Origin of the sequence: Geobacter grbiciae (assembly GCF_018531165.1) — a bacterium.
GTDB lineage: Bacteria > Desulfobacterota > Desulfuromonadia > Geobacterales > Geobacteraceae > Geobacter > Geobacter metallireducens.
Genome location: NZ_JAHDIW010000005.1, coordinates 95,724 through 115,753 on the forward strand (window position 1 = coordinate 95,724; position 20,030 = coordinate 115,753).

Here is a 20,030-nt window from a genome sequence, read left to right on the forward strand (position 1 = left end):
GGTAGCCGGCGATTTTCACGATGCCAGGTGGAACTGGCCGATGAGATGCTGAAGCTCGGAGGAGAGATCGGAAAGCTGTCTGGCAGCGGCTGCGGTTTCCTGGGCTCCCCGGGCCGTACCCTGAACCACATCGGTAATCTGTTGGATGTTGCCGCTGATTTCGGTTGTGGTGGCGGTCTGCTGCTCGGCGGCCGTGGCAATCTGGTTGACCTGCATAGTGACGGCCTCTACCGTATCGAGGATTTCTACAAGCGCCTTGCCGGACTGCGCCGCTTCGGCAGTGCCGAGCTCAACCTCCTTCACCCCTTGCTCCATGAATGAGACGGCATCCCTTGTCTCCTGTTGAATGGCTTTTATCATCGCGCCGATTTCCTTGGTCGCCTTGGTGGTCCGCTCTGCCAGTGCCCGGACCTCGTCGGCCACTACGGCGAAACCGCGGCCCTGCTCGCCGGCTCGGGCGGCCTCGATGGCGGCGTTCAGCGCCAGGAGATTCGTCTGGTCTGCGATATCCTCGATGGTGCCGATAATCTCACCAATCTGGTCGCTTCGGGTGCCGAGGTTTTCCACCGTCTTTGCCGTTTCCTTTACCCGTTCGGCAATGTGGTGCATCTCCCCGACAGTCTGCTTGATCACTTCAGATCCTTTGCCCGCCGTTTCGCTTGCCCGGCGTGCTTCGTCGGCTGCGGCCGAACAACTGGCGGCAATTTCCGTCGATGTGGCCGCCATCTCCTCGCTGGCTGTGGCCACAGTGCCGGTCTGGGCGGCAACTTCCTCCGCCCCCGTTGCCATTTGCTCGGCATTGGCAGTTAACTGACCGGCTGCTGCCGCCACCTGTGCCGCGTTATCGGCAACGCCGGTAATGAGGCTGTTGAGACGGTCGGACATGGTGTTGACTGCTTCGGCTAGCTGACCGGTTTCGTCTTTCTGTTTCATCTCAAGATGGTGGGCTAGATCCCCCTGGGCGATGGCCTGGGCGAATTCGACCACTTTCCGAAGGGGGACGGTGAACTGGCGCGCCATGAACAGGCCGAAAACGACAGCAGCGACCATGCCGGCAACGGCGAGTATTCCCATCTGTATGGTGGCACTGTGGGCCGTGGCACTATTCAGTCCGTTGCGGCGTTCCGCCAGTGCGATTTTCATGTCGAATATCTTTTTTATTGCATCGTCGATCTTGCGCTCATAGGCAAGCCCCTCGCTCCGCATGACATCCAGGGCAGTTTCGCGATCGCCGGCAAGGGCTGCCGCGATGATTTCATCGCGCACCGGGCCGTACTCTTTGATGAGGGTGCGGAGCGTGGCGAACTGTTTTTTCCCCTCTTCGGTTTCAAGTGTCGCATCCACCTCCGTCAACTGTTTGTCGATATCCTGGTAAAGCTTCGCGATGGCATTGGCGTTGGCCTGGGCACGCTGGGTACTGTCGTCGAGTATCATTCCGCGCACGTTCACCCGTGCTTTCTGAAAAGCGATGCCCACCTGTCCGAACACCCCGAGGGGTTTAGTGTTGTAGGTGAACATCTCATCGGCTTCATTCGCCAGCGTATTGACTTTCGAGGTCCCGATGAAGCCGACAATGCCGGCGATGAAGGCAACCAGAACAAAACTCGATACCAGTTTAACGCTGAGACGGGCATCCTTTAACAGATTCATGACGAACGCTCCTTGCCGTGAAGTTGTTGAGAATGGCGGTCCGCCCGTAAGGCCGGCCGCGGTACAGAACTCTCTTCATCCTGTTTATCGGCAGAAGCAGAAGATGACTTTAGAATTTTCCTGAAAAAAATTTTATCTAGCTAGAGGGATTCGGGAAACCCTTCAGGCGGGAATGGAGCTTCTGTGTGAAAGATTGATGGGCACGGCATGCCAAAGGCAATGTAAATGGTGTTGATGAACGACAGGAGAAGGGGGGATGGGGCCCGCCGACCGAGGATGATGGTTCTGGGGTAGAAATGGTCGAAATCGGCAATCCTGTGGGCCATGAGGGTATGGCGACAGAGTTCGTCTACCACTAGACCGATGGGGACAAAGCTGATTCCCTTGCCGGCAAGCACTTCGCGCATGATGAACTGCAAGTCGTCGAAATAGATGATGTTGGCGAACTCGGTGATCGAATGGCCGGTCAATGCCAGGTTTTTGTCCAGGAAGCGCCTGGCGCAACCCTGCTCGTTCTTCAGGTAGAGGCGCTTGTCGAACAGTTGCTCGATGGATGGGGCAGGTGAGTCGATCCCGAGGGACGGAGCGCTTAAAAAAATCATCTCGTCGTCGGGGAGCGGGTAGCCTCTGTGGCCGGCCATGTTCAGGTCATCGCAGTGTTCGATAATGGCCAAGTCGAAGCGCCCGTTTTCGATTCCTTCGAGAGCCTGCTCAGGCATGTTAAAGACGAAATTCAGGTCAGCGGATTCGGCGTTGTCGGCCATGAACGCGGAAACGATGGAAGGGAGTCGTCCGATGCCGAATGCAGGGGTACAGCAGAGGGAAATGCGCTGCTTCGGCTCATTGACATTGAGTTTGTCAACGATTTGGCTTTCCAGATCGACGATCTGCTGGGCCTTGGCGAGCACAAACTGACCGGCCTCGGTGGGCCTGACGGCGTTGCCCGAGCGTATCAGCAGTGGCTTGCCGATGTGATCCTCCAACTGCTTGAGCCGGCGCGAAACCGCGGACTGGGTGACGCAGAGCACTGCGGCGGCCTTGGAAATATTGCCGATGGCCGCAACCTTGAGCAGTGTCTTGAAGAGCGTTATGTCCATTGCCCCCCCCGGTGCTTGTTATGCCTGAAACGCATGGCTGTCATGAAAATTAATCAGAGAAACTATAGCAGTAAAATTGGGTCGAAACAATAAGTTAGAAAATCATGAATTAAATCAGGCGTTTTTAGTTGTGGCTATTTCCGCATGGTTTTGGTGGCATTAGGATTGCTTATGTTAAAGCATCTTATACGAAGATGCATTATTGCTGGCCGGGAATTGGAAGCCCGGTGAACCATCATTACTGAGTGAAGGAGGTAGTATGGCGAAACAGGCATGGAGGAAGGGACGCATCATTCTGAGCGGCATGCTCGGCGTGGTTGCGCTGGCTATGCTGACGTTGTGGGGCTGCGGCGGGGGGGGGAGCAGTTATGACACTCCCAGTACTAACGTCGTCAAGACTAAAACCGATAATGCTCTCATTAATGCCGCAAAGCTTAAGGAGTGGGCTGATGCTGGTTTGGTCAACAAGGCAGGCGCCTACGAGAGGGTTGTCATTATTGAGGTTACCTCTGATGCCTCTCAATATGCCCAGGGGCATATACCCGGCGCGGTGAGCGTGAATCTTGCCGACTTGACGGCAACTCGCCTTGAAGGCCCCGGCTATTTCGGAGCCATGGTTGCAACCGGTGAACAAGTGGATGCACTGATTCAGAAGGCCGGCATTGACCAGTACACAACTATCGTCTTTACAACTTCCGACAAAGAGATGAATGCCAATACCCTCTGGAACCTGACCAGAGGCTATACCACCTTCCGCTATTGGGGCTTCCCCAAGGAGCGGCTCAAAGTGCTGGATGGTGGTAACAAGGCATGGATGGCGGCTGGTTATGACTGGACACCGGCAGCGCCGAGCATTCCAAAGACTACGTATAGTGTCACTCCGAACGGGGTAAACAGGGTACAGGCAGACCTGAGGGCATCCTTGTCAGAGATGATAGCTGCCGTCACTGCCGGTGAAAAAGACTTTATAGATGGCCGTGGATCCCTTGCCGCCGGTACAACCGACCTGCTGGATACGTCGAAGTACGTGGTGTTTGAGGGCCGAATCAAGGGGACTAACTCACGATTCTTTCCCTATACCAACTTGGTTGACGCAAACAAACTATTCAAATCCATCACTGATGTACAAACTCTTTTAAATATTAAATCCGATACAGCCTATACCCTTTGCCGTGCCGGTAACATTGCTTCAGTGCTTTTCTTTGCCATCGACGGTTATGCCTACTATGACGGGTCGAAGAAGGCAGTGTGGTACGACGGTTCTTGGGGACAGTGGGGCCTGATGTCTTCGAATGCTGCCATAGGCGGTATGCTGAGAAGTACTACTAGTGTGTGGGATACCACAGCATTGACATCCCCGTACACTCAAAACTTTAACAATACGGTTACTATTACGGGAGGAACTAAAACACTTGCGCTTACCGATATAATCTCCTATTCCGGGCGGCTTTTGCCTGATGAACCACCGATTACCGCCAATCAGCTCGAAGATGCCGACAAAGCGTACCGCAGTCCGAGTATAACTGCCGGTTCACAGGGGCCTACGGCAAATGCTGGGGGCGGTTGCTAGTGTGAATTCCATGACACCCCCGCCCATCGGGCGGGGGGAGCTACCATGAAAAGGAGCGAATGCATGATGAATATGCGCAAAATATCCACCATTTCTGGCGTCGCCCTCGGGACGGCCCTCCTTGCCGGCACGGCGTTTGCCGGCCCTCGCATCACCTTCGGCCCCGAGGACCAGGGCGCCCTCCAAATCGACTACAAGGGCCAGTTCCAGATGTCGGTCCGCAATAATGGCTCCGGTTCCGATGGCGACAGCACCACCACCAACTTCAACTTCCGCCGCAACCGTCTCGCCTTCATGGGGAAGTACGGCGACATGGTGAGCCTCTATGTCCAGACCGAGTTCACCGAGGACCCCAACGTTGACACCCTGGGAGTTCATGACAACAGCAGCAAGACCGAGTTCCAGATGCTCGACGCGGTGATGCGGTTCAAGTTCAACGATGCACTCCGGGTTAACGTGGGTAAGTTCAAATACGGCTTCTCCCGTGAGAACCTGGAGGCATGCGAGATGCCTCTGACCCTTGACCGCTCCCTCTTTATCCGTGCCCCTTTCGTATCCACCCGCGACATGGGGGTGGGCGTCTGGGGGAACTTCCTGGATGACAAAATCCAGTACCGGGCCGACGTGATGGAAGGGCGCAAGGCCGGCGACACCAACAACCCCGATTCCAGTTTCCGTTACACGGTCCGCGCCCATGTGTCGTTGCTGGATCCTGAGTCTGACTACGGCTACAAGGGGACCTACATGGGTAAAAAACAGGTTCTCACCTTTGGTGCCGCCTACCAGTACGAACCGGACGTGGTGTACGGCGATACCGTGACCAAGACAGGCAAGAAGGACTACAATGCCTGGACCGTCGATGGTTTCTTCGAGTATCCGGTGGAAGGGGTCGGCACTATGACCCTGTCGGCCGCCTATGCCGACTATAGCCTGGACGATGCCTACAAGGTGTCGAGGAACGTTGATAGCAACGCCATTGGCCTCAACGGCGAGAAGAACGGCTGGTACGTAAAGGCCGGCTACATGCTTCCCAACCTGCCGCTCCAGTTTTTCGGCCGCTACGAGAAGTGGACCTTTGCCAAACTTAATGGAATGTTCGATCAGGATGTCGACTGGTATGGTGGCGGGGTCAACTACTACATCTGGGGCCAGAACCTGAAGCTTACGGCTGAGCTCAGCCGGACCGCCTTTGATAAGGAAGGTCTCGGAGATGACGGCACCAAGAGTGAAAATTTCACCACCTTCGTAACACAGCTCCAGCTTCTCTTCTAGGACGGAGCGCAACCAAATTCACGCAGGAGGAAAAGAGAATGAAAAAGATCATGATGTCCATCGCAGCAGCCCTTGTGGCGGTTTCAATGGCGACCGTTGCCTTCGCCTCCGGTTCCTTTTCCGGCAAGGTCACCAAGGTTGACGGCGCCAAGGTAACCGTCAAGGCCGACAAGATTCCCGCCTGGGTCAAGAAGGGTGGGAGCGTTTCCGCCATGGGCGGCTCTCCCAAGGTTCTCGATGTGAAGGGGCATGAAGTAACTCTTCGCTTCGGCAAGGCCAAGGCCGACAAGGTCAAAGTGGACTCTTCCCTGACCGTCACCGAAGCTTCCGGAGACGAGCTCCAGGGGTGCTAGGCTTCTGATACCGTGCCTCCCCGCTCCGGGCGGGGAGGTTTTTTGATTATGAATAAATCAAATTATTCAAATTGTTAATGCCTAATGATTGGTCCCGGGTAAAGGAGAGGTGAATGATGCTCAAACCTGTATGGCTGAAGCTATCGGTGGCCGCGGTTGCCTTCTGTGCCGCTACGCCGGTCTTTGCCGAAAAGGCCGGTATCGGCTGGCAGGGGACGATCTCCGCCAAGGCCGGCAAGGCAAAGACCATGGCAGAACTGGCCAAGATGTACGATTCAAGTTCCTGTATTGAATGTCACCAGGAGACCCACAACGATTGGAACAAATCGATCCATGCCCGCTCCATCTTCGGCACGAGCCGGACCGCGGCAACCCTCAAGACGGCGGTGGTCAACGGCCTGATGGAGTGGCCCTATTCGGGGGTTAAGAAACCGGAGGATGTGAAGGTTGAGCACCTGATGGGGTGCGCAAAGTGTCACCTCCCCCAGTTGGCTGATGCCGAGGATTCGGTGGCCAAGGAAATCATCGCCACTGTCGACAACTGGCAGGATGCCCTCAAGAAAAAGGATACGGTGAAAGCGGCCGCCGAAGCCGACAAGCTCAAAAGCCTGAACATCAGCTGTCTCGTTTGCCACAACCGCAACGCCATCACCCACAAATGGACCGACGGCTATCCCCAGGCGGGGGTCGTGTACGGCTCCAAGGATGGCGATCACCCGTCGGACGCCTTCCCGAAAATGAAGGCCAGCCCGATCATGAGCGAGTCGATTCAGTGCGGGCAGTGCCACGGCCTCGGTCCCAACATGGAACTGGACAACCCGACCCAGTGCTGCACCAGTTACGGCAGCTACCTCTGGGCATACACGGCCGAGGGGGGGAGCGAGACCTGCCAGGACTGCCACATGAAGAAGAGCAAGCTTGGCCACAACATGCAGAGCTACCGCGATCCGGGCATGGCCAAGGCAGCGGTGGAGTTCAAGGCCGAGGCGCGGGCGTTCCACTGGCGTGACGGCGCCACGATCAAGCCCAAGGCGGTGGTGAAGGTGGAGATGGTGAACCGTGCCGGCCACTCCATCCCCGATGGCTGACCGACCCCCAACCGACTGGTTCTGTCGGTAATAGCAAAAACAAAAGATGGCCAGGAAGTGTTCAACCAGGAGAAGATCTACATGCCGGTTCCCCAGCAGCTTGGCCGAGGTGACCGGATGGGGCGCGGCCCCTATGAGAAGAGTGGAATCATTGAAGATACCGGCCTCCCGCCGGGCAAGGCGGTCCACGAGCGATTCGACATTTTCTTCCCGGTTGATGAAGTGGAAGAGAACGGCAAGTGGGTGACGAAGCCCACTGCCAGCGAGTTGGACCTCGAAGTGAAGCTCTGGTATCTCCCCTTCGGCACCATGAATGCCGATCCCTTCCTGTGGCATGAGTTCACCAAAAAGGTGAGCATCAGCACCACCGGGAAATAGCAGCACCACGCTTGACCTCCTTCTCTGTTATGGGCCGGCAGGGCCACCTGCCGGCTTTTTTTTCACGGGTCATTGCGCTATGATAGGCGCCAGATGACGTTTCTTTCCTTTCTGATAAATTCTCTGCCCCTGCTTCGGCGTTTGGCGACGTTCGCGCTGCTTCCGCTCGCCCTGCTGCTTTCAGGCTGCAATGGGAGTGGGGGAGAAAACGGTTCGTGCCTCATGTGCCACCGGGGGATCGAGCATGCTTCGCCGGCCCATCCCCGCTGCGTCTCTTGCCACGGGGGGGATGAGCGGGGCCGGGACAAGGAGTCGGCCCACCGGGGGATGTTCGCCCCCCGTAACCCCTCGGACCCCCGTTCCTGGGAGCATAGCTGCGGGGCCTGCCACCCCTGGCAGCTTGCCCGGGTCAAGGGAAGCCTCATGCAGACCAATACCGGGATGATCAAGAATATCCAGCTCACCTGGGAGGGGGAGGACGGCAGGCTCTACGGGAGCCGCCGGGAGCAGGTTTATGCCCCCGACGGGAAGGATCGGCAGCTGGCTGGGGTGGCCGAGCTGGACAATATCTCCGGGGAGCTCTACCGCAAGTTCTGCTCCCTCTGCCATGTCGGCATTGAAAACAGCTACGCCTACGATGTGGGGCATTCGGCGGGGTGCGCCGCCTGCCACTTTCCCTGGAACGATACCGGTACCTACGCCGGCGGCGACCCGACCATGAAGGGGCGGGGGCCGGCCTCGGCTTCCCATCGGATGACCGGGCTTCCGGGCAACGATGTCTGCTTTCGGTGCCACAACCGGAGCGGCCGTATCGCCCTGTCGTACATGGGGCTCAATGACGGCAACACCGCCCAGGTGCCGACGCGAAACGGGTTTCCCGGCCCGCTTCTCACCAGCGGGAGCCGGAGCATCACCCGCATCACGCCGGACATCCACTATGCCATGGGGATGGACTGCATCGACTGCCATACATCCCGCGACATCATGGGTGACGGCTACGCCTACGAGAACCTCTACCACCAGGTGGAGATCCGCTGCGAGGATTGCCACGGCAGCGGCACCGAGCTTCCCAGATGGCGGGAAATCGTCCGGGAGAACGAAGCCCCGGTGCGCGAGTCGCGGCAGTACCGGCGGCAGATGCGCCCCGGCATGCGGATGATCGTCACCGGCAAGGGCCGCCCCTACTCGAACGTTTTTTACGAAAACGGGCGGGTACGGCTTGTGGGCAAGCGGAGCGGCCGCCTCTATACCAGCAAGGTGATTACCGGCACCCCGGCCCATACCGTTGCCGGCCACGGCAGGCTGGAGTGCTACAGCTGCCATTCCCGCGCGGTGGTCCAGTGTTACGGCTGCCATACCAACTACGACAAGTCCAGGACCGGCCGCGATTTTGTAAAGGATATGGATACCCTGGGGCTCTTTACCGAGTCCGAGGACTACCGGATGCTCTACCCCTTCCCCCTGGCCCTCAACCAGCGGGGTAAAATATCGCCGGTCACCCCCGGCTGCCAGACCTTCGTGACCGTAACCGAGATGGACGGGCGCGTGTCCAAAGAGGGGTATGTCACCACCTTCAAGGGTAAGCAGCAGCTTCGCTTTGCCCCCTTTTACTCCCACAACACCGGCGTGAAGGCCATCGGCTGCGGCGAGTGCCACGCAAACCCCGCCTTCCTTGGTTTCGGCCAGCATGTGGCCGCGGGGAGGAGTATCGCCGCCACCATGCTCTGCCCAAAAAACGAGGAGAAGCCCCTGGATGGCTTCCAGACCATGGAGGAGGGGAGGGTGCGGGCCTTCTCCGCCGTTACCCGGGAAAATTCCCGCCCCCTTAACGAGGCGGAGGTGATGAAAGTGTGGCGGGCGAACCTCTGCATCGTCTGCCACACCCGCCCCGACGACCCCATTTACCGCAAGGAGCTCGAATATCGTGCCCTGGATGATGCACTTCATCGCCGTATTCTGGCTGGCGGCGGCACTCGCGTCGCCCGCTGAGGGCGCCGAGAACTGCCGGGCCTGCCATCGGGATGCTATCTCCGGCCCCCATGCGGCCATCGGATGCACCCCCTGCCATGGGGACGACCGTTCCACGGTGGGGAATCCGGCCACCGCGGTTGACCGGGCCGCCCGTTGCGTCGCCTGCCACCGGGGGTTCGACCGGCTGTTCGATCACGCCATGATAACCCGGGCGGCGGAGCGGCAGTTTGTGGCCAGAACCGTGGGGCGGTTCGACGGAGGTTTCTGGGGCGGCAATTGCACCGGCTGTCATGTGCGTGGGTGTCTCGACTGCCACGGCGGCAAGGGTCACGCCATGTCCCGCCCCCGCGACGGTGCCTGCCTTGAATGCCACCGGGGATACTTCGTGGGGAGCGACTACCACGGCCGTGCCCCCCGTGAGGACGCCTTCCGCTTCCAGCGGGGCCCCTTTGCAGGAGGGGAGCAGTTTCTTCCCATGCTCCCCGATGTCCATGCCGAGGCCGGCATCGGCTGCGGCGATTGCCACGACATGGCGAGCCTGGCCGCAGGCCGGCGGAGCGGCAAGGGATGCCGCGACTGCCACGAACCCGACCAGCGGATAGTGGAGCACCGCATCCCTGCCCACCGGGAGCGGCTCGAATGTTACGCCTGCCACTCGGCCTGGGCGCCCCAGGAATACGGCACCTTCTGGCTCCGCTTCATCGACAGCCCACGCCGTAAGGCGCGGTTCACGGCCATCCCCCATCAGGATGAGTGGGTGAAGAGCGCCTATCTCAAGCGGCAGGATGCCCCTCCCCTGGGGCTGAACCGTGCGGGTAAGGTGAGCCCCATCCGGCCGCAGTTCATCCTCTATTTCTCCGATATCCGCAGCGAACGTGCGGTGGGGGAGGAGAACCGGCTCCTGGCCGCGGAATGGAAGGCGTTCTTCCCCCACACGGTCCGGCGGGGCACCGTCATGTGCGACGGCTGCCACGACAATCCGCGCCGCTTCCTCTTGGAGGGGGAAAAGGAGCGGATATACCGGCTGAAGGATGACGGCTTGTCCCTGGAATCTTTCTGGCGCCGGGAGGGACAGCGGGCGGTGAACGGGAGTTTCATGGACCCTGAACGGGTCAGGAAGATGGCCGTGAGGACACCGGCGTACACGAAGGGATATATCGAGAAATGGCAGCGGTTGACCGGGGACGCCGGCACTTCATCGCGGCGCTGATTGCGTTCATCGCTTCTTTGGCGGCGGCATGGCGGTTTCTTGTCCCCAAGAGGAGGGAATCCGGGGAGCGCTTCGTCATTGACATGGCGGCCATTCCGCCACGGGGCGCCCTCGTCTATCGCGAGCGCCGACTGGCGGTGATGCGGGATGGAGGTGAGATTTACGCCCTGAATCTGACCTGTACCCATCTCGGCTGTACCGTGACCGTAACCCCGGGGGAGATTGTCTGCCCCTGCCACGGCAGCCGCTTCGACCTCAAGGGCAACGTTCTGAAAGGGCCGGCCGACCGGCCCCTGGCCCGCCACCGGCTTGAAATCCGTGGTGGACGGGTGGAGATTTATCCGGGATGATCAAGGAATTTGCCAAACATCTCTTTCCGCGGGTGGTGCTGCGGGAGAACCTGCGGTTCACCTACACCTTCTGCCTGGGGGGGCTCGCCTTCACGGCGCTCATCGCCCTGGCCGTGTCCGGGGTGCTGCTCCTGTTCTATTACCAGCCGACACCCGCCTGGGCCTTTGACTCCATCCTCTTCCTGGAATCGACGGTTGTTGGCGGGAAGTACCTGCGGGGGCTCCACCGGCTTGCCTCCCATGGGCTTTTGGTCCTGCTGTTCCTCCATGTCCTTCGGGTGGTGCTTTCCGGCGCCTACCGGCCGCCGCGGGAGCTAACCTGGGTGGTGGGTGTGGGGCTTCTGGCGCTGTCGGTGTTCGAGGCGTACACCGGCTATCTCCTCCCCATGGACCAGTTGGCCTTCTGGGCGACCCGGACCGGCATGGAGCTTCTGGCCACCCTGCCGGGAGGTCCATGGCTGAAGGCCGTCCTCGTCCCAGACGGAGTGGGGGAACCCCTGTCGTTGCTGCGCTTTTACGCGCTCCATGTGGTAGTCGTCCCCGTGGCGGTGCTGGCCCTGTCGTTTCTCCACTTCTACCGAGTGCGCAAGACAAAGGGGATACTGCCGTATCTGTGAGGGCTCAATGGCTGAAAGGATGGAAGTGAAAAACGACTTGCGGCGGGGACCGCGCGGCAGTGGCGAATACGTCAGGAGTTCCCCCCACTTTTTTCGCCTCGTCAAGCGGGCTTTCTGGGGGGGGCTGGTGGCCCTGGCGTTGCTGTCCCTGGTTGTCCCGGCGCCGCTTCTGGACCCCGCGAATCCGGGCGCGCCGCCGAATCCCGCCAAATCGGCCTGGTTTCTCCTCTGGACCCAGGAGGTGGTAAGCCACGGCAACGGCTTTGCCTGGATCATCGTGGGGCTCTCCCTCTGGTTCCTGGCCCTGCCGTGGCTCGGTATGCACCGCCCCGAGCGCGCCGTCTGGTTTGGTGAGGGGAACCGCGCCGCTGCCTGGACCACCATCGCCGTCTTTGCGGCCATCTTGTCAATGACGGTCCTGGCCATGTTCTTCAGGGGGGAAAATTGGTCGCTCGTCTCCCCCTTCTGATCCTGCTCTGCCTGGTGCTTGCCGCCTGCGTGGGGAAAGCGCCGGGCGAGGGGTGCCTCTCCTGCCACCCGTCCCATTACGCCGAGCGGGGGAGTTGTGTCTCCTGCCACCGGGGGAACGGGAAGAGTGTCCGCAAGGCCATTGCCCACCATCGGCTCATTCCGGCGGAACTTGCCTATTTTACGGTTCCGGGAAGCCGCCGGGTGGAGGAGGGGAAGCGTTTGGCCGAGCGGTTCGGCTGCCGCCGCTGCCACAATTTGGGCGGCAAGGGAACGCGGCTTGCCGCCGATCTGGACCGTCTGGCCGGTGACGACCCGGTGCGGCTCTTCGGTGCCATCAAACGGCCGGTCCTCTTCATGCCCGACTTTCATTTCGACGATCGGCAAACGGCCGGCCTGGTCAATGCCGTCATGGCTTTGGCCGCGAAAGCTCCGCGGCCCGTAAGTGGCGGGCTTCCGGTTGTAGTTCACTTCGCCTCCCCCCAGCAGGGGGAGGGAAACATCTTCGAGAAAAAATGCGGTGGCTGCCATCGGCTGCTGACGGCCCGCGAGGGAGCGCTGGGTAACGGCGACGTCGCTCCCAACCTCTCTGGTCTATTTACCCCCTTCTACCCGACTCCCTTTAAACCAGGCGAGCCCTGGACCGCCGAACGGCTCGGACTCTGGCTCGACAATCCCAGGGCCGTGCGGCCGGACACCCCGATGCCGCCGGTGCGCCTTTCTCCCCCTGAAAAAAAACAACTGGCAGAGATGCTGAAAATCGATTAGCACCGTTCCGTTTTTATCAACGGGATGCGGAACCTTCTCCCCACGATGGTGTGGTGGCGGTTGCGGAGTTCCGTCATGGTGCCGTCGAGAAAGGCCGGGAGAGCCTGCTCCCCGTGCTCTGCCAAGTAGGCATCCACGAGGGTTCCCATGAATGCGTTGAATTTTCGCGTGGAACTGCCGTGGGCGAAGTTGCGGCCCGGAAAGCGGCGGATGTCGCCGTCGAAGACGGGGGAGATGTGGAAGAGTTCGTGGAAGATGGTGATGAGTTTTTCCCTGGGGGATAGGTCGAAAAAGCGGGGAACCAGGAAGTAGATTACATAGAGGATTTCATTGCCCCGGTGGGTCACTGACGGCATGGTGCTCCGGTAGGTGTGGCGGCCCCGCTGCCGTTCGATGCTCTTCGCCCCTCCGTGGAACCGGAGGGGGTGGATCTTGGCGTATGTTCCCCGGATGCCTCCGCCCCGTGTTGAAGTGATGCAGATCAGGAGCCGGGACGGATCGATGTGGCACATCTCCGGAACGTGACCCGCGATGTGGACCACGAGCCGCTCCAGTTCACAGGTGAGATTAAGGACGGTCCCCCCCATGGCGCAGACAGATTACTTCGACTTGAATTTGTGGCAGAACAGGCAGCGCATGGGGCCGTCGGCCGGTTTCACCGGGTGTTCCTTGGGGAAGTGGATGCCGCCGGGGCCCTCAAAGTGGCACGACGGGCACTGCGCGTCCAGATCGATCTTGGTGGCGCCGCTGTTGAATGCATCATAGAACCGCTTGTGGGCATCATCATAGGGGACTTTCTTGGTCTTTACCTCGCCGGATATGGCCCAGAACCCGCCAAACACGGCGATGATCAGAATGATGAAAAACCAGTCTTTCTTTGCCAGCTTCATAAAACCTCCGAAAGGCCGGGACCAGGGGCCGGGGACCGGGGACCAGGAAAACCATGCTGGTCCTGTTGCCGTCTCGGTCACGTTGCCGTGGTTCCGTGATTGTCTTTTCTTTTGCTTTTACCGGTCCCTGGTCCCCGGTCCCGGCTTTTATTGCCGGTCCCTGGTCCCTGGCCCCGGATCCCCGATTCTTGCGCAGCCGATGGCTCCGTTGTGTTGAGGATGTTCCGGTACGATCACCGTGAGCCCCGTTTTTTCTTCCAGCAGTCTGACAACCCCTCTGTTTTGGGCTACCCCTCCGGTCAGGACGATGGTCTCCGATGCGAAACGCTTGAGCATCGGCATGACCCGCGTGACGAGGGTCTGGTTCACCCCGGCGCAGAGCCGTTCCACCGGGTGTCCCCTGAGGATCTGGCCGATGAGCTCCGACTCCCCGAAGATGCCGCAGGTGGCGTCTAGTTTTACCGGGTCTTCCCAGTGGGAGGAGAGCTCATCGAGGGAAAGCTCAAGGATTGCCGCCATGTTTTCCAGGTAGCGGCCGCTGGAGGCGGCGCACTTGTCGTTCATGACAAAGTCGGCCAGCTTCCCCCCTCGCACGAGTGCCACCTTGGTGTCCTGCCCCCCCATGTCCAGGAGGGTGAAGTCCCGAAGCCCCGTCTGGAGCAGTGCCCCGGCCACGTGGGCCCTTATTTCCGAGATAACCTTCGCTCCCTTGAGGGAGAGCGTGTTGCGGCCGTAGCCGGTGACCACCACCGCGGCCCCGGCCAGTTCATCGGCGGTGAAAATGCCGCTTGCCGCCAGGTCCAGTTCCAGCTCATCCCCGGCGAGGCGGCCGTAGCGCTTGTAGAAGGTGACGGTGTCGTGGTCCGCCAGTCGCACGATCCGCTCCCCGTCCAGGAGGGCGAACTTGGCTTTTCTGCTTCCCAAATCTATGCCGATCTGCATGGTGCTTTACCCTGCCAGCATTTCGAGGAATCCCTCGATCCGGATTTTGGTGCGGGCGTCCAGGGGGGTCGGCTTGTCCCCCTCCAGGGTCAGGATGGGGAGAGGCACCTTCTGGCGCACGATCATGTCCTCGATCTGCCGGAAGCAGAAGGACTGGACGTAGTGGATGACCGCATCCACCTTGCGCCGCTCCAGTTCCAGAAGGATATCGGAGAGGCGGTGGAAGATGTCATAGGGATAGGTGTAAGCATGGTACTGTTCAACCATGTCCTGCGTGTCGTAGGGCATGGCGAACTGGCGCTGGGTTTCGTTGAACACCACCCGTGCCCCCAGGCTCTCCGTGAACTGGTAAAGGTCGTCGAAGATGGGGGGGACGCCGATATAGGCAAGCCGCAGCTTGTCGTTGAAGGGGTTGCGTGTCCGCGCCTCGACAATAAATGCGTCCACATCGGCCTCGAAGCGGTCCGGGTCGCTGTTCATATCCGACGTGCAGACTTGATAGTAGTGGTTTTCCGCGCCGGTCACCCGGTTCTCCTCCCAGGTGAGACGGTCGATTTCCCTGACTTTTCGCCGGATGCGCCCCAGCCGCTCCCGGGAGAGGTTGACCGCGTCCCATCCCACGCCGAAATGGCGCATGAGCTTCTCGATTTCGAACCGGATGCTCTCGGGCTGCCGGTCATGGGGATAGGCAAAGGGGACCGTCTCCACTCCCTTGAGCGAGAGCACTTCCATGAGCGCCCTGGTGTTGCTGCAATCCCCCTCGGTTACCGCTATCAGTTCTTTTATCCCATTCTCGAGGATCGCCGCGTACATCCCCTTAATCCAGCTGCAGGTGCTGCGTGGGAAGCCGTCCACCTCCGCATTCTCGATGAGCTGATGGCTCCGTGGGCTGGTGATGAAGACGTTGTTCAGGTCCACGGGGACCTTTTCCGCCGCAAGGATCACTTCCAGCGGGATAGTGGTGGTAAAGCCGACACGGTGCACGGGGCTACTCCGACTTGATGAAGAGGAAATAGATGAGGAAGCCGCCGATTACGAGGCCGCCAAAGGCAAAGGGGAGGGTGGAGCTGAGGGATAGTTCATCCCCTCCGCCGGTGGGGAGGGTGAAGCGGATCAGGAGTGCAATGGAGACTACGGCGAAGAGGAACGCCAGGACAGCCTTGGAGCGCTTGATGACGGCATAGAAGACCAGAATCGCGAAGATGCCGATAATCCATGGGTTCTCCATGGCCCCCTTGAGGGTGAGGTTCTTCACGAAGGTGATGATGTTCTGGGTCTCGAAGGGGGTGAGGGCTTCCTGCCCCTTGTTGAGCATTTCCTGTTTGTCCATGGGGGCTCCCGATGGTGTGGGGTTGCTGCGGCGTTCCTGTCTATATAGCAGATTTTGCTTGGAAAATGAAGCGTTCAGCTGTTGGTTCCCCGGGGGGCAAATACCTTGACATTTTGTCGACGGCTCACCTACTATATATATTTTTTATTATTCCAACAACCGAAAGCACCGGCCGTTCGGGTCGGACCGGATGCGCGGAGAAGAAACCTTGCCCTGGAAAGCCATCGGCATCTTTGACTCGGGGGTCGGCGGCCTCACCGTCCTCAAGGAGATCATAAAGGCCCTCCCCCAGGAGGACACCATCTATTTCGGTGACACGGCCCGGGTTCCCTACGGGACCAAGTCCCCGGAAACCGTCACCCGCTACAGCCTCGAAATCGCTTCGTTCCTCGTGCACCGCGACATCAAACTCCTGGTGGTGGCCTGCAACACCGCCTCGGCCTGCGCCCTGGAAGCCCTGCAGCAGACCCTTTCAATCCCCGTGGTCGGCGTAATCGAGCCTGGGGCCCGCCGGGCCGCCGCCGTCACCCGCAGCGGCAAAGTGGGGGTGATCGGCACCGAGGGGACCATCCGGAGCAGCGCCTATGCCAAGGCCATCAAGCGGATTAACTCCGAGGTGGAGGTGGTGACCCGGGCCTGCCCCCTCTTCGTTCCCCTGGCCGAGGAGGGGTGGACCGACAACGAGGTGGCGCACCTGACCGCTCTCACCTACCTGTCGGGGCTGCGGGAGGCGGGGGTCGACACCCTGGTCCTCGGCTGCACCCACTATCCCCTTCTCAAGCGGGTCATCGGCGAGACCATCGGCGAGGAGGTGAAGTTGGTGGACTCTGCCGAGGAAACGGCCCGCACCGTGGCGGAAATCCTCCGGGGGGGGGAACTTCTGCGTCCCACCTCCGAGCAGGGAAACCACCACTACTTCGTGTCCGATGTGCCGGCGGGGTTCATCCGGGTCGGTAACCGGTTCCTCGGGGGGAAACTGGGCGACGTCTATCAGGTGAGCCTCGAGGCGGAAAAGGAATAGGAGCCATGAAGAGAACCAAGCCCCACAGCCGGGAGCAACTCGTGCTCGCCGCCTTCCTCATCGCCGCCATTGTGTTCGGCCTCTTGTTTTTCGGCAAGTACCAGGCGAGCCGCGAGCTTCCCACGACCAAGCCGGAGCCGAAACCGGTGGGCACCGTCCAGGTGACCCTCTTCTTTGCCACTCCCGACGCTGAGGGGCTCGGTCGCGAGGGGCGCCAGATGGCGGCCTGCGAATCCCTTCCCGAGTGTGTCGAGTCTCTCGTGGACGAGGTGGCCAATGGCCCCGTGGGGGACCTCCATCCGACCCTCCCCCCCAATGCCGTGGTGCATGATGTGCGGATCGAGGGGGAGACGGCCGTGGTGGATTTCGGCGACGATCTCCTGAAAGGGCTTCCCGGCGGGAGTTCCGCCGAGATGGCCGCAGTCTACTCGGTTGTCAATACCATCTGCCTCAACTACCCCCAGATCAAGGGGGTTAAGTTTCTCGTCGAGGGCGCAGAGGTTGAGACCCTTACGGGACACCTGGACCTGCGCCTTCCCATCCCCCCCGATTTCTCCCTGGAAAAAAATAACAAAAAGGTGGCGACGCCATGAAAACACCCTTTCTGCAGGCGATCAAAGAACGGGTCCTGGTCCTTGACGGGGCCATGGGGACCATGCTCCAGGAGCGGGGGCTGCGCCCCGGCCAGTCCCCCGAAGAGCTGAACCTCTCCATGCCCGACGTGGTGGCCGGCGTCCACCGGGAATACCTGGAGGCCGGGGCCGACATCATCGTCACCAACACCTTCGGCGGCACCCGCCCCAAGCTGGAGCACTACGGCCTGGAGGAGAAGGTCCGCGAGATCAACGCCCGCGCCGTGGAGATCGCCAGGGAGGTCTGCGGCGACCGGGCCTACGTGGCCGCCTCCATGGGACCCACGGGGCTCTTCGTGGAGCCGGTGGGGGAGACGACCTTCGACACCATGGCCGCCTTCTTCCGGGAACAGGCCGCGGCCCTCATCGAAGCCGGCGCCGACCTCATCACCCTGGAGACCTTCCTGGACATCAAGGAGATCCGGGCCGCGGTCATCGCCATCCGGGAAATCTCTTCCACGATCCCCATCATCGCCCAGCTCACCTTTGATAATGAGGGGCGCACCGTCCTCGGCACCCCCCCCGAGGCGGCGGCCGTGACCCTGGCGGCGGCCGGGGCCGACATCGTCGGCTCCAACTGCGGTCTCGGTCCCGATGGCATCTGCGCCGTCCTGGGAGCCATGCGTGGGGTGACCCGGCTTCCCCTCATTTCCCAGGCCAACGCGGGGCTGCCGAAGCTGGTGGACGGCAAGACCGTCTTCCCCGGCACCCCCGACGACATGACCGCCTTCCACGACCGGATGCTGGAGCTGAACGTCCGGGTCATCGGCGGTTGCTGCGGCACAACCCCGGCCCACATCCGGGCCATCAAGGAGGCCCTGGGGGGGCGCGACCTGTCGTGGCGCGACTGCGGCCCCCCGGCCGGGGTCACGTTCCTGGCGAGCCGCACCTCGGTCGTCGCCCTCGGCGGGGGCCTTCCCGCGGTCATCATCGGCGAGCGGATCAACCCCACCGGCAAGAAGGCCTTTGCCCAGGAGTTGCGGGAGGGGAAGATTACCACCATCCGCCGCGAGGCCATGGAACAGACGGCTGCCGGCGCCCACCTTCTCGACGTGAACGTGGGGACCCCGGGGATCGACGAGCCTGCCGCCATGGAGCGGGCGGTCTTCTGTGTTACCGGAAGCGTCGCCGTGCCGCTGGTCCTCGATTCTTCCGATCCGGCGGCCCTGGAACGGGGACTCAAGGCGGCCGACGGCAAGGTTCTCGTCAACTCCGTGAACGGCGAGGCGAAGAGCATCGAGCGGGTCCTCCCCCTGGTGAAGAAGTACGGCGCCGCCGTCATCGGCCTGGCCCTGGACGAGACCGGTATCCCCGAGACCGCCGAGGGGCGCCTGGCCGTGGCGGAACGGATCGTGGCCGCTGCGGAAGGGCGCGGCATCTCCCGCAACGACGTGGTGATCGATTGCCTGACCCTCACCGTGAGCGCTGAGCAGAAGCGGGCCATGGAAACCCTGCGGGCGGTGCGCCTCGTGAAGGAGACCCTTGGCTGCCCCACGGTCCTCGGCGTCAGCAATATTTCCTTCGGCCTTCCCCGCCGTCCCCTCATCTCGTCGGCCTTCTTCGCCATGGCCTTGGCCGCGGGGCTCGACGCCGCCATCGTTAACCCGAAGGAGGAGGAGATGATGGCGGCCTGGCGTTCGGCCATGGTCCTCCTGAACCGGGACCCCAGCGCTGCCGCGTACATCGCTGCCTACGCCGGGACGGCCGCCGCTGCCCCTGAACCGGCAGCGTCCGGCGAGGCCCTCGACATTCGGGAGCGCTTGAAGCGTGCCGTCATCACCGGCGACAGGGAGAATATCGTTGCGTTGGTTGAGGAGGCGCTTGGCCAGGGGCTCGAACCGCTCCAGGTGAGCAACGAAGGGCTCCTCCCCGGCCTGGAGGAGGTGGGGCGGCGCTTCGAGAAGAACCTCGTCTTCCTTCCCCAGGTGATGCAGTCGGCCGACACGATGCAGGCCGCCTTCGGCCGCCTTAAGGAGGTCATGCAGGGTTCTCCCGCCGCCAGCCGGGGGAAGATCCTCATGGCCACCGTCGAGGGGGACATCCACGATATCGGCAAGAATATCGTCTGCACGCTCCTGGAGAACCACGGTTTCGAGGTGATCGATCTGGGGAAGAACGTCCCTGCCGACCGGATCGTGGGAAAGGCCCGGGAATTGGGCGTCGATGCCGTGGGGCTCTCGGCCCTCATGACCACCACCATGACCGAGATGGAGAATGTGATTGCGCGGCTGAAGGAGGCCGGCATCCGGACGTTCACCATGGTGGGGGGGGCGGTGGTGACCCAGGAATACGCCGACGAGATTGGCGCCGATCTCTACGCCCGGGACGCCATGGAGGCGGTGGCGCGGATCAAGGCGCTGCTGGAGAAGCAGGCGTAACTGGCCGACTCGGCTGGGTATTTTCAGCCCTTGCAACCGTGGGGC

20 protein-coding genes are annotated in these 20,030 nt (G+C 61.1%); 13 read left to right on the plus strand and 7 right to left on the minus strand.

Annotation, left to right across the window (positions count from 1 at the left end; translation table 11 throughout):
• Positions 1–15: 15 nt before the first annotated feature.
• Together KJB29_RS08725 and KJB29_RS08730 are read right to left on the minus strand one after the other, a co-directional pair.
• Positions 16–1,650 (minus strand): methyl-accepting chemotaxis protein, encoded by a 1,635-nt coding sequence (locus KJB29_RS08725; RefSeq protein WP_004512225.1) that lies wholly within the window; start codon positions 1,648–1,650, stop codon positions 16–18.
• A 140-nt stretch (positions 1,651–1,790) separates the two neighbouring features.
• On the minus strand, positions 1,791–2,747 hold the full coding sequence (locus tag KJB29_RS08730; RefSeq protein ID WP_004512226.1) for a LysR family transcriptional regulator: 957 nt from the start codon (positions 2,745–2,747) through the stop codon (positions 1,791–1,793).
• A gap of 259 nt (positions 2,748–3,006) precedes the next feature.
• Between KJB29_RS08730 and extH the strand changes: the two genes are divergently transcribed.
• The 10 genes from extH (at position 3,007) to extS (ending at position 12,792) form a co-directional block, all read left to right on the plus strand.
• The gene (gene extH / locus KJB29_RS08735) at positions 3,007–4,317 is read left to right on the plus strand and encodes a selenite/tellurite reduction operon rhodanese-like protein ExtH (RefSeq protein ID WP_215734276.1); all 1,311 of its coding nucleotides are present in this window, start codon (positions 3,007–3,009) and stop codon (positions 4,315–4,317) included.
• Positions 4,318–4,380: 63 nt separating this feature from the next.
• The gene (extI, locus tag KJB29_RS08740; RefSeq protein ID WP_215734322.1) at positions 4,381–5,589 is read left to right on the plus strand and encodes a selenite/tellurite reduction operon porin ExtI; all 1,209 of its coding nucleotides are present in this window, start codon (positions 4,381–4,383) and stop codon (positions 5,587–5,589) included.
• 38 nt (positions 5,590–5,627) lie between these two features.
• Positions 5,628–5,942, plus strand: a complete 315-nt coding sequence (gene extJ, locus KJB29_RS08745) for a selenite/tellurite reduction operon protein ExtJ (RefSeq protein WP_215734277.1) — start codon at positions 5,628–5,630, stop codon at positions 5,940–5,942.
• A gap of 113 nt (positions 5,943–6,055) precedes the next feature.
• Positions 6,056–7,408 carry a multiheme c-type cytochrome (seleno)protein ExtKL gene (extKL, locus tag KJB29_RS08750; RefSeq protein WP_248595823.1) on the plus strand — a complete coding sequence of 451 codons (1,353 nt, stop codon included), beginning with the start codon at positions 6,056–6,058 and terminating at the stop codon, positions 7,406–7,408.
• 93 nt (positions 7,409–7,501) lie between these two features.
• Positions 7,502–9,397: a selenite/tellurite reduction operon c-type cytochrome ExtM gene (extM, locus tag KJB29_RS08760; protein WP_246560980.1), complete on the plus strand. Its 1,896-nt coding sequence runs from the start codon at positions 7,502–7,504 to the stop codon at positions 9,395–9,397.
• The gene (gene extO, locus KJB29_RS08765; protein ID WP_215734279.1) at positions 9,333–10,589 is read left to right on the plus strand and encodes a selenite/tellurite reduction operon b-type cytochrome iron-sulfur cluster-binding subunit ExtO; all 1,257 of its coding nucleotides are present in this window, start codon (positions 9,333–9,335) and stop codon (positions 10,587–10,589) included. Before extM ends, extO begins: the two co-directional genes overlap by 65 nt.
• Positions 10,544–10,939, plus strand: coding sequence for a QcrA and Rieske domain-containing protein (locus KJB29_RS08770; protein WP_215734280.1), 396 nt, complete (start codon positions 10,544–10,546; stop codon positions 10,937–10,939). Before extO ends, KJB29_RS08770 begins: the two co-directional genes overlap by 46 nt.
• On the plus strand, positions 10,936–11,556 hold the full coding sequence (locus KJB29_RS08775; RefSeq protein WP_215734281.1) for a cytochrome b N-terminal domain-containing protein: 621 nt from the start codon (positions 10,936–10,938) through the stop codon (positions 11,554–11,556). Before KJB29_RS08770 ends, KJB29_RS08775 begins: the two co-directional genes overlap by 4 nt.
• A gap of 7 nt (positions 11,557–11,563) precedes the next feature.
• Positions 11,564–12,025, plus strand: a complete 462-nt coding sequence (gene extQ, locus KJB29_RS08780) for a selenite/tellurite reduction operon b-type cytochrome membrane protein ExtQ (protein ID WP_215734282.1) — start codon at positions 11,564–11,566, stop codon at positions 12,023–12,025.
• On the plus strand, positions 12,001–12,792 hold the full coding sequence (gene extS / locus KJB29_RS08785) for a selenite/tellurite reduction operon c-type cytochrome lipoprotein ExtS (protein ID WP_215734283.1): 792 nt from the start codon (positions 12,001–12,003) through the stop codon (positions 12,790–12,792). Before extQ ends, extS begins: the two co-directional genes overlap by 25 nt.
• Here the strand turns inward: extS and KJB29_RS08790 are convergent.
• The 5 genes from KJB29_RS08790 to KJB29_RS08810 all read right to left on the minus strand — a co-directional run bounded on the left by KJB29_RS08790 (position 12,789) and on the right by KJB29_RS08810 (position 15,954).
• On the minus strand, positions 12,789–13,379 hold the full coding sequence (locus KJB29_RS08790; protein ID WP_215734284.1) for a putative metallopeptidase: 591 nt from the start codon (positions 13,377–13,379) through the stop codon (positions 12,789–12,791). The genes extS and KJB29_RS08790 overlap by 4 nt on opposite strands.
• A gap of 12 nt (positions 13,380–13,391) precedes the next feature.
• Positions 13,392–13,682, minus strand: a complete 291-nt coding sequence (locus tag KJB29_RS08795) for a cytochrome C (RefSeq protein ID WP_215734285.1) — start codon at positions 13,680–13,682, stop codon at positions 13,392–13,394.
• A 147-nt stretch (positions 13,683–13,829) separates the two neighbouring features.
• Entirely contained in the window at positions 13,830–14,624 is a 795-nt protein-coding gene (locus tag KJB29_RS08800; RefSeq protein WP_215734286.1) for an acyl-CoA dehydratase activase, read from the minus strand.
• A 6-nt stretch (positions 14,625–14,630) separates the two neighbouring features.
• Positions 14,631–15,608, minus strand: coding sequence for a 2-hydroxyacyl-CoA dehydratase (locus tag KJB29_RS08805; protein ID WP_215734287.1), 978 nt, complete (start codon positions 15,606–15,608; stop codon positions 14,631–14,633).
• 4 nt (positions 15,609–15,612) lie between these two features.
• Entirely contained in the window at positions 15,613–15,954 is a 342-nt protein-coding gene (locus tag KJB29_RS08810) for a hypothetical protein (RefSeq protein ID WP_215734288.1), read from the minus strand.
• A 208-nt stretch (positions 15,955–16,162) separates the two neighbouring features.
• Between KJB29_RS08810 and murI the strand changes: the two genes are divergently transcribed.
• From murI to KJB29_RS08825, 3 genes are read left to right on the plus strand one after another with little or no spacing between them, the layout of a single operon-like run.
• Positions 16,163–16,975, plus strand: a complete 813-nt coding sequence (gene murI, locus KJB29_RS08815; RefSeq protein ID WP_215734289.1) for a glutamate racemase — start codon at positions 16,163–16,165, stop codon at positions 16,973–16,975.
• A 5-nt stretch (positions 16,976–16,980) separates the two neighbouring features.
• Positions 16,981–17,568 carry a GerMN domain-containing protein gene (locus tag KJB29_RS08820; RefSeq protein WP_215734290.1) on the plus strand — a complete coding sequence of 196 codons (588 nt, stop codon included), beginning with the start codon at positions 16,981–16,983 and terminating at the stop codon, positions 17,566–17,568.
• Positions 17,565–19,985, plus strand: a complete 2,421-nt coding sequence (locus tag KJB29_RS08825; RefSeq protein WP_215734291.1) for a homocysteine S-methyltransferase family protein — start codon at positions 17,565–17,567, stop codon at positions 19,983–19,985. The genes KJB29_RS08820 and KJB29_RS08825 overlap by 4 nt, the downstream gene beginning before the upstream one ends.
• The last annotated feature ends 45 nt before the right edge of the window (positions 19,986–20,030 follow it).

Excerpts from the sequence above, each read along its gene's own strand:
- extM (WP_246560980.1), top strand. The coding sequence starts at position 7,502 with ATGACGTTTCTTTCCTTTCTGATAAATTCTCTGCCCCTGCTTCGGCGT.
- KJB29_RS08770 (WP_215734280.1), top strand. The coding sequence starts at position 10,544 with ATGGCAGCGGTTGACCGGGGACGCCGGCACTTCATCGCGGCGCTGATT.
- KJB29_RS08820 (WP_215734290.1), top strand. The coding sequence starts at position 16,981 with ATGAAGAGAACCAAGCCCCACAGCCGGGAGCAACTCGTGCTCGCCGCC.
- KJB29_RS08825 (WP_215734291.1), top strand. The coding sequence starts at position 17,565 with ATGAAAACACCCTTTCTGCAGGCGATCAAAGAACGGGTCCTGGTCCTT.
- extH (WP_215734276.1), top strand. The coding sequence starts at position 3,007 with ATGGCGAAACAGGCATGGAGGAAGGGACGCATCATTCTGAGCGGCATG.
- KJB29_RS08730 (WP_004512226.1), bottom strand. The coding sequence starts at position 2,747 with ATGGACATAACGCTCTTCAAGACACTGCTCAAGGTTGCGGCCATCGGC.
- extQ (WP_215734282.1), top strand. The coding sequence starts at position 11,564 with ATGGCTGAAAGGATGGAAGTGAAAAACGACTTGCGGCGGGGACCGCGC.
- KJB29_RS08725 (WP_004512225.1), bottom strand. The coding sequence starts at position 1,650 with ATGAATCTGTTAAAGGATGCCCGTCTCAGCGTTAAACTGGTATCGAGT.
- KJB29_RS08795 (WP_215734285.1), bottom strand. The coding sequence starts at position 13,682 with ATGAAGCTGGCAAAGAAAGACTGGTTTTTCATCATTCTGATCATCGCC.
- KJB29_RS08775 (WP_215734281.1), top strand. The coding sequence starts at position 10,936 with ATGATCAAGGAATTTGCCAAACATCTCTTTCCGCGGGTGGTGCTGCGG.
- extI (WP_215734322.1), top strand. The coding sequence starts at position 4,381 with ATGATGAATATGCGCAAAATATCCACCATTTCTGGCGTCGCCCTCGGG.
- KJB29_RS08790 (WP_215734284.1), bottom strand. The coding sequence starts at position 13,379 with ATGGGGGGGACCGTCCTTAATCTCACCTGTGAACTGGAGCGGCTCGTG.
- KJB29_RS08810 (WP_215734288.1), bottom strand. The coding sequence starts at position 15,954 with ATGGACAAACAGGAAATGCTCAACAAGGGGCAGGAAGCCCTCACCCCC.
- KJB29_RS08800 (WP_215734286.1), bottom strand. The coding sequence starts at position 14,624 with ATGCAGATCGGCATAGATTTGGGAAGCAGAAAAGCCAAGTTCGCCCTC.
- extJ (WP_215734277.1), top strand. The coding sequence starts at position 5,628 with ATGAAAAAGATCATGATGTCCATCGCAGCAGCCCTTGTGGCGGTTTCA.